The sequence below is a fragment of the Nitrospirillum guaranorum genome, from assembly GCF_034653275.1.
Taxonomy (GTDB): domain Bacteria; phylum Pseudomonadota; class Alphaproteobacteria; order Azospirillales; family Azospirillaceae; genus Nitrospirillum.
On the sequence record NZ_JAYEES010000001.1, the window covers coordinates 872730 to 885000 of the forward strand.

Here is a 12271-nt window from a genome sequence, read left to right on the forward strand (position 1 = left end):
GTCAGCGGTTGCCCTTAAGATCACGTGCCGTAGCGATAAGATCACCGATGGTCTTCACCTCGGCGATCCGGTCCAGCGGGATGGAGATGTCGAGCGCGTCCTCGATCTCCATCACGAAATCCATGACCGCAACCGAATCCAGACCGAGGCCTTCGGTGATGTTCGTATCATCCGATAATTCGACGGGCCGCTCCAGCGAGGCGCGGAGGGCGTCGAATACAAGCGACCGGATCTGCTCTTCTGAGTTAGCCATGCTTCTATATTAGCTATGCCACCATCGCGGAGCTGCCATTTCACCCACTCGCAATTTAGCGAAGGCTTCATATATCCGCCGTAACCTTTATAGAAGGCTGTCGTCGGATTGTCATAGACATTAATGCAAGATGTCGTATGCCATGTGCGATCGGGCGGTGCGATAACGCCGGGGAGTTAGTCGGCACCCGGCCGGATAGGGTAGTCCCTGACCAACCAAGCGCGGGATGGCATAGAGCTTTGATCATCGAACGCTACCTGATCCGAGAAGTCGCGAAGCCGCTGGCCGCCGTGCTGGGCATCCTCGCGGCCCTGTTCGTGGGCTACAGCACCGCGGGCCTGCTGGCCGACGCGGTCAACGGCCTGCTGCCCACCGGCGCCATCGCCGAGCTGGTTGGACTCAAGCTCCTGATCTCGCTGGAGGTCCTGGTTCCCATCTCGCTGTACGTCTCGGTGGTGATGGCCTTCGGCAAGCTCTACGGCGACTCCGAAATCACCGCCATGTTCGCCCTGCACGTGACGCCTGGCATCGTGCTGCGCGCGCTGTTCATGCTGTCGGGCGGACTGGCGGCGCTGGTGCTGGCGCTGTCCCTGTTCGTGCGCCCCTGGGCGTATGAGAAGTCGCATGACATCACGTACCGCGCCCAGCTTTCCATGAACGTCGATGCCATGGAATCGGGCACCTTCTACCTCAACAAGCACGGTGGCCGGGTCATCTTCTTCCCCCGGCGGGAGGGTATCCGGGGCCCGGCGAAAGATGTCTTCATCCAGATCCAGCATCCGACCACCACCGACATCATCATGGCGCAAAGCGCCCACGCCCTGCCGCCGAAGCGGGACGGCGGATCGAACGTGCGGCTGGATGGCGCTCACGTCTATTTCCTGGGCCGCGACGACTCGACCCAGGACCGCATGATGGATGTGGGCAGCGTCACTCTGGACCCTGCCAACCACAACATCGCCCCGCAGGAATACAGCGCCACGGGTGTCAGCAGCGCCCGCCTGGCCCGTTCCAGCGCTCCTGCCGATATCGCGGAGTTCCAGTGGCGGCTGTCCACCTGCCTCTCCACCCTGCTGTTGGGCATGCTGGGCATGCCCCTCAGCCGCGTCAATCCCAGGCAGGGGGGGCGCTACGCCAAGTTCGGCACCGCCATCCTGGTTTATTCCGGCTATTACCTGCTGTGCACGTCGGCCCGCACCTGGGTGCAGCATGGCTCCGTCGGCGCCATTCCGGGCATCTGGTGGGCGCCGGCTCTGCTGGGGGTGCTGCTGGTCGTGGCGCTGTACTGGCCACAGTGGAACGTGGAGTTCCGTGTCAGGGCCCTGGTGAAGCGGCTATCCGGCAGCCTTGAGGTGCCGCGGGAACACACTGTCCGCCATGACCCAGTTTGATCGGTATATCGGCGGCGCGGTACTGAAGGCTTTCCTGACAGTAGCCGGCGGCGTGGTGGCGCTGTTCAGCCTGCTGGAGTTCGTCGAGCAGTTGAAGTCGGTGGGCGAGGGCCAGTACCACGTGGTCAACGCCCTGGTCTACGTGCTGCTGACCAGCCCGTCGCGCGTCCTGCAGGTGGCGCCCGTGGCCATGCTGATCGGCACCCTGCTGGCCCTGGGCGGCCTGGGCAAGGGCTCGGAGCTGACGGCCATGCGTGCCTTGTGCCTATCGGAAGTGCGCATCATCGGGTCGGTGCTCAAGCTGCTGCCGCCGGTGGTCCTCGTGCTGTTCCTGGTGGCGGAATTCGTCATTCCGCCAGCGCAACATTTGGCCCTGACCCTGCGGTCCGCCGCTTTGGCCGACTCCTCCCTGGCGGATAGCGGCGACAGCTTCTGGGCCGGCGGCGCGCGGCAATACCTGAACGTGCTGCGGATCGAGAGCAAGAACGTCCTGCGCGGCGTGAACGTCTACACCTTCTCCCAGGACGGCCGGCTGGAGACGTTCATCCATGCCGACCGAGCGGAAATCCAGTCGGAAGGTCCCTGGCAGCTCCGCGACGTGACGCGCAAGACCGTGGACGCCAAGCAGATCCATACCGAGCACCTGGACAGCCTGTCCTGGGCGTCCTTCCTGCCGGGCAAGCGCGTGCAGGACCTGATGCCGGTGCCGGAGAACATGGCGCCGACAAGCCTTTACCGCTATGTCCGCGAGCTTGGACGGCAGGGGCAGCGCGCCGTGCGCTATGAACAGGAGCTGTGGACCAAGCTCAGCCTGCCGCTGACCATGCTGGCCATGGCGCTGATCGCGGCGCCGTTCGTGTTCGGGCCGCCGCGATCCCAGTCCACAGGCCAGCAGATCACCATCGGCGCCGTGATCGGCATCGTCTTTTCCCTGACGCAGCAGATTTCCGATCGCCTGGACCTGCTGCTGAACCTCAGCCCCGCCGTGACGGCCCTGGGCCCGTCGCTGATCCTGATCGGGCTGGCCGCCTATCTCTTCCACCGGGCGCACAGGACGCGCCCGGTGCCGGCTATGCCGCCTGTCGCAGGCTCGTGAGGAAGCGGGCGGAGCGGGCGGCCTGGCGCGACAGCAGAACGGCCAGGATCAGGCTGAAGCCCACCAGCTCGAACCAGAAATACAGCAGCGGCCGGCCCGCGGCGGCGGCGATGAAAATGCCCAGCGTGCGGTAGTTGGCCGACAGGATGGACCAGCACCGCACCGCCGGGGCGAAGGCGGTCCGGTACGCCTCCCGTATCTTCGGCGCGCGGGCTGCGTCAGTCGCCAGGGCGCGCGCCAGTTCGTCGTGGAAGCCCACGGTGACGCCCGTCGTCAGATACTGCAGGCGCAGATACAGGCGGTAGAGCGCGCCCAGCACGCCCGGTCGGTGCGCTGCGGGGGTGTCCAGCTTGGCCAGCTCGGCGGATTTCCGCCCCCAGCCCCAGAAGTTGTAGCACTGGCGCTGCATCTCGTAGGCGGCGGACTGGACCGCGTGGGCCACGCCGGCGGCCACGATGACGATCCACACCCAGCCGCCTTGTTCCGCCGCCAGCGTCATGGCCAGGCCGACATAAACGGCGATGAAGGTGACGTAGTCGCAAATGCCGTCCAGGATCTTGCCGGTTTCCGACTGCGCGTTGGTCAGCCGAGCCAACTGGCCGTCGGCGCCGTCCATGACGTGCCAGGCGATCATCAGGACGAAGGCCGCCACCGTCCACGCCAGGGTCTGGTAATGGGTGTAGGCCACGCCAGCGGCGATGCCGAAGGCCATGCCGGCCAGGGATACCGCGTTCGGCGGTATCCCCAGCGCGGCGAACCTGGGGGTCAGCCAGCTTGAGATCGGGTGGATGACGTACAGGTTGGTGACCTCCTCGATTTCGGAGGTCCGCTTGACCGGTTCGGTGGTTTTCATGGCTTAGAGCTGGCCGGCGTCCAGAAGCTTTTCGGCTTTCTCGAACGCGACCGGGTCGTCGACGTCGATCCAGAACCGGTCGCCGATGTCATGGACGCAGGCTTTCTTCCACCCCGCCAGCACGTTCATGGCGCCCGAGATGCTGTCGTCGCCCTTGGCCTGGCTTTCCTCCAGCGCCGCGAACATGCCCGGCGTGCAGAGGAAGACGCCGGTGTCGAAGGCGTTGAAGTCGCGGATCACCTTGCCGATGTGCACGATCCGGCCATCCACGCACTTCACGCGCGTGACGTCTTCCGGATCGTTCAGCGGCCGTTCGATGTTGAAGTCGACGGCCAGGGTCACGGTGTCCGGTTCGGGCCGCAGCGCCATCAGGCCCTGGAAAATGCCGGGGTCGACCAGGTGGTCGCACATGGTCAGCAGGAAGGGCTCCGTCAGCAGGGCCTTCGCCTTGTGGACCGAGACGCCGTTGGCCCGTTCCCATTCGTCATTGACGACGTGAGAGACGGCGACGCCCACCCGGGCCGCCAGGACATCCACGGCGGCCCGCAGATCTTCGCCGCGATAGCCGCTGACCACCACGAATTCCGTGACGCCGGCGGCGCGTCCCCGCTCCATCACGCGCTCGATCAGGGGGCTGCCCTTGATGGGGATCAGCGGCTTCAGCAGGCCGCGCTCCCGCAGGCGGGTTCCTTGCCCGGCCGCGACGATGAGGCACTTCATTTGGCGACGGCGAGCTTCAGGGTGGTGCTGCGGATGAAGGTCTCGGTCATCTGGTAGGCGTCGTCGTCGGTGTACTGGACCGGGGGGTGCTTGCAGAAATAGGCGCTGGGCCCTTCCAGGATGCCGCCGATGCCGTTGTCCAGGGCCAGCTTGCAGCAGCGGATCATGTCGATGACGACGCCGGCGGAATTGGGCGAGTCCTCGACGGACAGGCGCAGCTCGATATCCATGGGGACGTCGCCGAACAGGTGGCCCTCCATGCGGATGAAGCACAGCTTGTTGTCGTTCTGCCAGGGCACGTAGTCGCTGGGTCCGACGTGGATGTTGTCGTCCTCGATGCGCGTGTGGGCGACGGCCTGCACGGCCTCGGTCTTCGACTTCTTCTTGGAGACCAGGCGGTGCTGGTTCTTCATGTTGAGGAAGTCGGTGTTGCCGCCGGTGTTGAGCTGGTAGGTGCGGCGCAGCTTCACGCCGCGCTTGGCGAACAGGTCGGTCAGCACGCGGTGGGTGATGGTGGCGCCCAGCTGGGATTTGATGTCGTCGCCGATGATGGGCAGGTTGCGGGCCTTGAAGCGGTCGGCGAAGGCTTTGTCGCTGGCGATGAACACCGGCATGTTGTTGATGAAGGCGACGCCGGCCTCCAGCGCGCATTCGGCGTAGAAGCGGGCGGCCTGCTCGGAGCCCACGGGCATGTAGTTCAGCAGGACCTCGGCGCCGGTGCGCTTCAGCTCGGCGACGATCTCGTCCTTGCTCAGCTCGGCCGCGTCGGCGCGCACGAAGGTACGGTCTTCCGAATAGTCCGCCATGTGGTCGGAGATGCCGTCCAGCACCTGGCCCATCTTGACGGTCACGCCGCTGTCGGGAATGTCCGCCTGGAAAACCTTGGTGCAGTTGGGCTTGGCGAAGATGGCGCGATGGACGTCGGTGCCCACCTTGCGCGCGTCCACGTCGAACGCGGCGACGACCGCGATGTCGCAGGGCAGGAAGCCGCCGATCTCACGATGCATCAGACCGACCACGCCGTCGCGGCAGCGCTCAGGGGTGTAGTAATGGATGCCCTGGATCAGCGCGCTCGCACAGTTTCCGATGCCCGCGATGGCAATACGGATTTTGGCCCTCTGCATGACGTAACCTGTGAGTTGCTAGTTGCAAAAAAATCTTCAGCGCCCCGCCGGCCTCGGTCACAGACCGTGCCATTGTGTCCGCGGTAAGGAGCTTGGCATTCACAGGTCACGATAGCGCATGACATAGATCGGAAACAGCATTGACATGAACCTGCAAAGCCACTTGCCCATCTACCGGGGCGCCGGGCCGGCCACAAGCGCCGCGTTCGGCGCATCAGCCTCAACGACGGCACATTTGCCTTTCTGCCATCAATTTGCATACCTGTTTTCCAATCCCCTCGGCGTAAAGCCATAGAGAGTTAGGGTTACACGTAAAAATGACGTCTCCGACGCCCTCCCATCATCCCGGGCTCCCGACTCGCCATGCGGATTTCCTGTCCGTGGCCGACGCGCTGGATTACGCCGCCCAGGGCCCCACGGGTTACAACTTCTATTCCGGCAAGGGTGTCCTTGCCGAGGCCTTGCCCTACGCCATCCTGCGGGAACAGGCGATCGATCTGGCCCGCCGCCTGTTGGGCGCGGGCCTGGAACCCGGCGACCGCGTCGGCCTCATCGCGGAAAGCGACGGTGATTTCGTCCGCGCCTTCTTCGCGTGCCAATACGCCCGGCTGGTTCCGGCGCCCATGCCGCTGCCCTCGGCGTTCGGCGGCAAGGACACTTACATCGCCCACATCCGGCGCATGCTGGAAAGCTGCGGCGCCACCGCCGCCTTCGGGCCGGCCATGCTCAACGATTGGCTGGCGCAGTCGGTGGAGGGCCTGGACCTCAAGATTTCCGGCACCTTGGCCCTGCTGGACGACGTGGCGCCGTTCGCGGGCGACCTGCCGGCGCAGTCCGCCGACAGCATCAGCTACCTGCAATTCTCATCGGGCAGCACACGCTTCCCCATGGGCGTTGCCGTGACCCAGCGCGCCTTCCTCAGCAACGCCGCCCACGTGGGCCGCACTGGCCTGGCCATCAACGACGGCGACCGCTGCATCTCCTGGCTGCCCTTCTACCATGACATGGGCTTGGTCGGCTTCCTGCTGATTCCCATGGCGTGCCAGGTGTCGGTGGACACGTTGCCCACCCGGGAATTCGCCCGCCGCCCCCTGATGTGGCTGGACCTCATCAGCCGCAACCGCGGCACCATCTCCTACAGCCCGTCCTTCGGGTATGAGTTGTGCGCCCGCCGGGCGGAGACGCTGTCGACCGAAGGGATCGATCTTTCCAGCTGGCGCAGCGCCGGTATCGGCGGCGACATGATTCGCCCGCAGGTGCTGGCCAACTTCGCGGCGCGCTTCGCCGCCAACGGCTTCGACGCCCACGCCTTCGTGCCCAGCTACGGCATGGCCGAGGCGACGCTGGCCCTGAACTTCACGCCCAAGGGCCAGGGCGTGCGCCACGACGTGGTCGACAGCATCCTGCTGGAGAATGAGCACCGCGCCGTGCCGGCCGCGCCCGGCGCTGAACGCAGCCGCACCTTCGTGCTCTGCGGCCACATCCTGCCCGATCATGCCATCGAGGTGCGCGACAGCGCCGGCCAGCCGCAGCCGCAGCGCCACGTCGGGCGCATCTTCGTCCGCGGCCCCAGCCTGATGAGCGGCTATTTCGACGCGCCGGAGGAAACCGCCCGGGTCCTGGACGGGAACGGCTGGCTGGACACCGGCGACCTGGGCTACCTGCTGGACGACCAGATCGTCCTCACCGGGCGAGCCAAGGACCTGATCATCGTCAACGGCCGCAACCTGTGGCCGCAGGATCTGGAATGGACGGCGGAGGCGGAAATCGCCGCCCTGCGCAGCGGCGACGTCGCGGTCTTCTCCATCGACAGCGGTGACGAGGAAGAGGTGGTGGCGCTGGTGCAGTGCCGCACCCCGGACCAGGCCGCGCGGGATGCCTTGGCCGGCGAAATCAGCCAGGTCTTCCGCAGTCGCTATGGCGTGCTGGCCCGCGTCGTCCTGGTGCCGCCGCACAGTCTGCCGCAGACCACGTCGGGCAAGCTCAGCCGCAGCCGGGCGAAGGCGCTGTACCAGGCGGGCGATATGCCCATCATTGGCGTCTCCGCGCCGGTGGAGCCCGTCCCGGCATGAACGGGCGGCCCATCGTCGCTGTCACGGGCGCGACGGGCTTTCTCGGGCTGCATCTGGTCGCCACCCTGGCGCGGTCGGGCGCACGGTTGCGGATATTGGCCCGCCGGCCGCCGGACCACCCGTCCTGGGCCGGCCTCACCTTCGAGACCGTCCGGGGCGGGCTGGAGGACCCCGACGCCCTGGCGCGGCTGGCCGGGGGCGCGCAGGTGCTGATCCACGCCGCCGGCCTGATCAAGGCGCCGGACCGGAACGCCTTCATGGCAATCAACCGGGACGGCACCGCCCGGGTGGCGTCGACGCTGCGCCGCCTGGCGCCCCAGGCCCGCCTCATCATTGTTTCCTCCCTGGCCGCGCGCGAACCGCAGTTGTCGGACTACGCGGCCAGCAAGCGGGCGGGTGAGGAGGCGGCATGGCGGGCTTATGCGGACGCGCCGGGGCAACTGGTGGTCCTGCGCCCACCCATGATCTACGGCCCCTGGGACCGGGAGACGCTGGCGATCTTCAGGACGGCGTCGCGGCCGATCATCCCGCTGGTCGGCGACGGGCGCCTGGCGGCGGTCCACGTCAGCGACGCGGCCGGGGCCTTGAGCGCGGTCGCGACCGGCACCGGGACCCCTTATGGGGGCACCTACGCCCTGGCCGATGCCGAACCGGCGGGGTATGCCATGGCCGAGATGATGCGGCAGGCCGCCCTGGCCATGGGCGGCCATGCGCGGCCCCGGTTCCTGCGGGTGCCCGGCCGCCTGCTGCTGGCGGCCGGACAGGCCTCATCCTGGTGGGGAAGGGTGCGCGGCACGGCCCCCATATTCACCGTGGGCAAGGCGCGGGAGATCCTGCACCCCGACTGGACGGTCACGCCCGATGAGCTGCTGCCTGCGGGCGTTTACCAGCCCGTGATAAGCCTGGCGCAGGGGTTCCGCGACACCGTCGCCTGGTACAGGTCCGCCGGCTGGCTGCCGTAAGCCGCGCCAGAGGGCTTTCTCTCAGAGGGCTTTCTCATAGATGCGGTAGGTCTTGTAGGCAACGCCGCCCAGGCTTTCGTTGATGCGGCGCATGGGCAGGTTGTTCTCCAGAATCCACGACAGTTCGATGTGCTGGAAGCCCATGGCCGCCGCGTCGGTGCGCACCGCGTCGATCAGCAAGAAGGGCAGCAGGCTGCCGATCATGCCCTGGGAGGCCGCCTTGCGGATGCCCATCAGCGGCACGCGCGCGGTCTTGAGGCCGGCGACCTTCAGCCGCCACAGCAGCTTGGCCCAGCCCAGGGGCAGCAGCTTGCCGTTCAGGTCGCGGATGGCCTCGTTCAGGTTGGGTAGGCAGACGATGAAGCCGACCGCCTCGCCGTCCTGCTCCACGAACCGCACCAGGCGCGGGTTCAGCAAGGGCTTCAGCGACTTGGCCAGGTAGTCGGTCTCCACCTCCGTCAGGGGGACGAAGCCCCAATTGTCCCGCCAGGCGTCGTTGAAGATGGAGGTGACGGCCTTGATCTCGTCATCGTAGCGCGTGAAGTCCATGCGCCGCACCGTGATGCCCTTGGGCAGCGGCCGGTCGATCAGACGGCGGGCGCCGGCGGGCAGGTCCTTGGTGATGTCGTAGAGATAGGCGTAGACGTCCTTTTCCTTGCGCAGGCCCTGCTCTTCCAGGCGGGGACCCAGGTAGGGTTTGTCGTGCCCCATCAGCAGCATGGGCGGCGTGCCGAAGCCGTCGACCAGCAGCCCGATCTCCTCATTGATGTTCAGGTTCAGCGGGCCCTGCATGCGCGTCATGTTACGCGCCCGCAGCCAGTCGGCGGCCACGTCCAGCAGGGCCTTGATGACCGCCGGATCGTTTTCCGCGGCGATCAGGCCGAACTGCCCGGTTCCGTCCGGCCGCAGTTCCAGGGCGTGATGGTCGAACTGGGCGCTGATCCGACCCACATCCCGCCCGTCCTTCCGGGCCAGCCAGAACTGCACGTCGGCATGGCCGAAGAAGGGGTTCTTGGCCGTCAGCGCCTCTTTACGCTCCAGATGCAGCGGCGCGATGTAGTGCGGATCGTCCTTGTGCAGCCTCTCGGGCAGGCGGATGAAACGGTCGAGAAGGGCGGGCCCCGTCACGGGGACAATGTCGATCGCGGTCACGAGGCCGCACCACCTGTGTCAGAAGTTGCGAACGCGGTTGGCGGACGGTCACGCGGCGGCGAGCCGGTCACCTCCATCACCCAGGGATAACGGCGGGCCTCGTCAAGGTCATAGCCGAGGTTGAAGACCGTGGCGCTTTTCGGGCAGTCGCGGGCCGAGGCGAAATAGGTGCCGAACAGCCGGTCGGGCGTGAAGCTGACGATCCCCAGGTTGGTATCCTCATTATGGAAATGATGGATCAGGTGATCGCGCTTCAGCTTCTGGATGAAGCGGCTCTTGGGCTTGTAGTTCAGGTGCTGGATGCAGTGGATGAATTCATAGACGCAGGTGGTGGCCAGGCCGGTGGCCAAGGCGGCGCCGGCGGCCGGCCAGCCGCCGATGACATAGCCAACCGGCATGGACACCAGGGCGATGGTCGGCAGCGTGTTGGCGGGGGAACCGAACAGGACCTCCAGCAGGTGCGGGTCCTGGTGGTGGTCGAAATGGATGCGCTTCCACAGGCTGGCCGACCATTTCATCCGGTACAGCCAGCGGCCGTGCAGGATGTGGCGGTGGATCAGGAACCAGGCCATGGGATAGATGAAGAACACCGCCAGGACGGCCAGCGCCGGCCCCTGCCACTGCCGCGCCGTGGCGACGGTGTAGGCCGCGGCGGCCACGGCCAGCAGGCCGTAGAGCTGGATCGCCGGATAGGTGAGGTACGCCCGCCAGAGATCCGCCAGGGTCATGCGGCCGAGATCGTAACTGCGCCCATGCCAGGCACGGCCCCAGGCGAGTTTCTGTGCCATTTCTTTAACCTCTGAGTCCCCAACGCCGTTTACCCACAGCGCCCCGCCTAGTTCTAGTCATGAATCCGCCGGGGGTAAATCCCCGCATCCATCGCAGTGGCAACGCATATTCGCTGTGGGCGGCGTCACAGCGCGCAGTATTCCACCGACGGGCGCCGGCGGGTTCAGGGGGGCGCCTTCAACGAGATCGCCGCCGCCAATGGGCGGATGGCGCGGTAACTGGAACGGGTGGGCCAGGTGGTGGGCTGCCAACGGAAGACGCGCCAGCGGGCGGCGGGGACATCGCAATCGGCTGCTCCTTCATTTTAATGCTTGCGTTGAAATGCGTCGACGAGGAGCTGGACCTCAGGAGAAATATCATCATTCGGTAAACGCAGGTAATGGCTGAACCCGGTGGGGCGCCAATCCGCTAGGACCCGCTGCGGGCGATCTTCAATCAAATGGGGGATTACCAGGTGTCAGCGGCGGGGCGTAGTCGGCGGCCAGCATGCGGTCGCGGAAGCCCGCGATGTCCTGCGGGGTGAGGCCGCTGAGGCGGCGCAGGCAGATCTCGTCATCCTCGATCACCTGGAAGTGGCCGGCCTCCTGCTCCGCACCCCGCTTCTTCGGGGTGATGGCTTCGCGGTAGCGGCGGAGGAGGGCGCCCAGGGGGGTCTCGTCGGCCTGGCTGTAGTCCTGGAACACCCGTCGGTCCATGTCCGTCTCGACCGACCTGGCCCAGCGTTCGGCGTCGCGGCGCTTCTCGAAGGTCTTGGAGACGGGCTTGTGGCCGAGACGGCGGACCTTGGCCTGGTAGCCGATGACCTGGCCTTCGCGATTTGTCCGAGGGAGGATGGTGGCCATGGCCGAGGCACTTCTTCGCCGTGTTCCGCGAAGCCAGTGTCCCCAAATTGTCCCGCAAAATCCAGCTAGAGTGCTGGAAGTGTGGCGTCCCCTAGGGGATTCGAACCCCTGCTACCGCCGTGAGAGGGCGGTGTCCTAGGCCTCTAGACGAAGGGGACGAGGCCGTGTGAGGGCGGTGATGTACGCGAGCGACGCGGGGAGGTCAAGGGGTTTGTTGAGGACTTGGGGGAGGTTGGCTGGGGTGGGGCCGTGGGGTGGGGCCGAGGAGCGGGACTGTGGGGCTGCGGGGGTGGGGAAGGGTGGTTGGGGGGCATGGGACGGCGAAAAGTGGGTTGGGGCCCTTATCTACGCGTGCGCGCGAGCATACATAGGGGGATTCTGAGCTTGGCCAAAAATCGTCATGTGACTGCAAAATTCCTGTAGACAGGGGGGGGTTGGGGTCACTATAACCCCGTTCACCGACGCGGCGGGCGACAACGAACGGCGCGACGGCGAAGCGATCCCTGAGTTCTGGCGGTTTACGCTGGCGATTGAGGTGGTTGCGGTCCAGGCGGTGAAGCCTCAGCGGTGGGGTCGCGGGACGATACGGAATTTACCCTTCCTGTCCGGGTATGGGTTGGTCCTTACGGGGATCGGCCAAGGACGGGGTTGTGGCCTTGGGCGCTGTTTGCGTTTGGGTCACGGGTTCTTGAACAAGTGAACGTCTTGAGAAGGGATGCGCAGACGGCGGTTCCGATGCTGGGTCCAGTACGGGCACAACATGGAAACGATCGAAGCGCATCTTAAGAACATGCTCTGAACATGATCCCCGAGTGATTGGGGATACAGGAACGGACTTGGGTTTGAGGTGCCGACTGAGGTTGGTTTCCGTCGAGGTTCTTGCGAGCTGGCAACGGCGAGCGAGATACCGCATTGAACCTGAGAGTTTGATCCTGGCTCAGAACGAACGCTGGCGGCATGCCTAACACATGCAAGTCGAACGAAGGCTTCGGCCTTAGTGGCGCACGGGTGAGTAAC

At 65.9% G+C, this 12271-nt stretch carries 11 protein-coding genes, 1 tRNA gene and 1 rRNA gene (1 of these 13 running past the window's edge); 5 read left to right on the forward strand and 8 right to left on the reverse strand.

Annotation, left to right across the window (positions count from 1 at the left end; translation table 11 throughout):
- Position 1: 1 nt before the first annotated feature.
- Positions 2–253 (reverse strand): acyl carrier protein, encoded by a 252-nt coding sequence (locus UAJ10_RS03510; RefSeq protein WP_145614019.1) that lies wholly within the window; start codon positions 251–253, stop codon positions 2–4.
- Positions 254–492: 239 nt separating this feature from the next.
- Between UAJ10_RS03510 and lptF the strand changes: the two genes are divergently transcribed.
- The gene (lptF, locus tag UAJ10_RS03515; RefSeq protein WP_322913984.1) at positions 493–1644 is read left to right on the forward strand and encodes an LPS export ABC transporter permease LptF; all 1152 of its coding nucleotides are present in this window, start codon (positions 493–495) and stop codon (positions 1642–1644) included.
- Positions 1631–2740: an LPS export ABC transporter permease LptG gene (gene lptG / locus UAJ10_RS03520; protein WP_322913985.1), complete on the forward strand. Its 1110-nt coding sequence runs from the start codon at positions 1631–1633 to the stop codon at positions 2738–2740. Before lptF ends, lptG begins: the two co-directional genes overlap by 14 nt.
- Here the strand turns inward: lptG and UAJ10_RS03525 are convergent.
- From UAJ10_RS03525 to UAJ10_RS03535, 3 genes are read right to left on the reverse strand one after another with little or no spacing between them, the layout of a single operon-like run.
- Positions 2715–3593, reverse strand: a complete 879-nt coding sequence (locus UAJ10_RS03525; RefSeq protein ID WP_322913986.1) for a CDP-alcohol phosphatidyltransferase family protein — start codon at positions 3591–3593, stop codon at positions 2715–2717. The two genes, lptG and UAJ10_RS03525, sit on opposite strands and share 26 nt — an antisense overlap.
- Before the next feature lie 3 nt (positions 3594–3596).
- Entirely contained in the window at positions 3597–4313 is a 717-nt protein-coding gene (locus tag UAJ10_RS03530; RefSeq protein WP_322913987.1) for a phosphocholine cytidylyltransferase family protein, read from the reverse strand.
- Positions 4310–5437, reverse strand: coding sequence for an inositol-3-phosphate synthase (locus tag UAJ10_RS03535; RefSeq protein WP_322913976.1), 1128 nt, complete (start codon positions 5435–5437; stop codon positions 4310–4312). The genes UAJ10_RS03530 and UAJ10_RS03535 overlap by 4 nt, the downstream gene beginning before the upstream one ends.
- 317 nt (positions 5438–5754) lie before the next feature.
- Here UAJ10_RS03535 and UAJ10_RS03540 point away from each other — a divergent pair, with 317 nt between their 5' ends.
- Positions 5755–7509, forward strand: coding sequence for a fatty acyl-AMP ligase (locus UAJ10_RS03540; RefSeq protein WP_322913988.1), 1755 nt, complete (start codon positions 5755–5757; stop codon positions 7507–7509).
- Positions 7506–8471 carry an NAD-dependent epimerase/dehydratase family protein gene (locus UAJ10_RS03545; RefSeq protein ID WP_322913989.1) on the forward strand — a complete coding sequence of 322 codons (966 nt, stop codon included), beginning with the start codon at positions 7506–7508 and terminating at the stop codon, positions 8469–8471. The genes UAJ10_RS03540 and UAJ10_RS03545 overlap by 4 nt, the downstream gene beginning before the upstream one ends.
- A gap of 21 nt (positions 8472–8492) precedes the next feature.
- Here the strand turns inward: UAJ10_RS03545 and UAJ10_RS03550 are convergent, their stop codons facing one another.
- From UAJ10_RS03550 to UAJ10_RS03565, 4 genes are all read right to left on the reverse strand, one after another.
- Positions 8493–9623 carry a GNAT family N-acetyltransferase gene (locus tag UAJ10_RS03550; RefSeq protein ID WP_322913990.1) on the reverse strand — a complete coding sequence of 377 codons (1131 nt, stop codon included), beginning with the start codon at positions 9621–9623 and terminating at the stop codon, positions 8493–8495.
- Positions 9620–10411 (reverse strand): sterol desaturase family protein, encoded by a 792-nt coding sequence (locus UAJ10_RS03555; RefSeq protein WP_322913991.1) that lies wholly within the window; start codon positions 10409–10411, stop codon positions 9620–9622. Before UAJ10_RS03555 ends, UAJ10_RS03550 begins: the two co-directional genes overlap by 4 nt.
- A 432-nt stretch (positions 10412–10843) precedes the next feature.
- Positions 10844–11254, reverse strand: a complete 411-nt coding sequence (locus tag UAJ10_RS03560; RefSeq protein ID WP_322913992.1) for a hypothetical protein — start codon at positions 11252–11254, stop codon at positions 10844–10846.
- Positions 11255–11336: 82 nt separating this feature from the next.
- A tRNA-Glu gene (locus UAJ10_RS03565) sits at positions 11337–11412 on the reverse strand.
- 756 nt (positions 11413–12168) lie between these two features.
- Between UAJ10_RS03565 and UAJ10_RS03570 the strand changes: the two genes are divergently transcribed.
- Positions 12169–12271: ribosomal RNA gene (locus tag UAJ10_RS03570) — 16S ribosomal RNA — on the forward strand; it runs 1395 nt beyond the window's last position.

Excerpts from the sequence above, each read along its gene's own strand:
- UAJ10_RS03510 (WP_145614019.1), bottom strand. The coding sequence starts at position 253 with ATGGCTAACTCAGAAGAGCAGATCCGGTCGCTTGTATTCGACGCCCTC.
- lptG (WP_322913985.1), top strand. The coding sequence starts at position 1,631 with ATGACCCAGTTTGATCGGTATATCGGCGGCGCGGTACTGAAGGCTTTC.
- UAJ10_RS03525 (WP_322913986.1), bottom strand. The coding sequence starts at position 3,593 with ATGAAAACCACCGAACCGGTCAAGCGGACCTCCGAAATCGAGGAGGTC.
- UAJ10_RS03530 (WP_322913987.1), bottom strand. The coding sequence starts at position 4,313 with ATGAAGTGCCTCATCGTCGCGGCCGGGCAAGGAACCCGCCTGCGGGAG.
- UAJ10_RS03535 (WP_322913976.1), bottom strand. The coding sequence starts at position 5,437 with ATGCAGAGGGCCAAAATCCGTATTGCCATCGCGGGCATCGGAAACTGT.
- UAJ10_RS03540 (WP_322913988.1), top strand. The coding sequence starts at position 5,755 with ATGACGTCTCCGACGCCCTCCCATCATCCCGGGCTCCCGACTCGCCAT.
- UAJ10_RS03545 (WP_322913989.1), top strand. The coding sequence starts at position 7,506 with ATGAACGGGCGGCCCATCGTCGCTGTCACGGGCGCGACGGGCTTTCTC.
- UAJ10_RS03555 (WP_322913991.1), bottom strand. The coding sequence starts at position 10,411 with ATGGCACAGAAACTCGCCTGGGGCCGTGCCTGGCATGGGCGCAGTTAC.
- UAJ10_RS03560 (WP_322913992.1), bottom strand. The coding sequence starts at position 11,254 with ATGGCCACCATCCTCCCTCGGACAAATCGCGAAGGCCAGGTCATCGGC.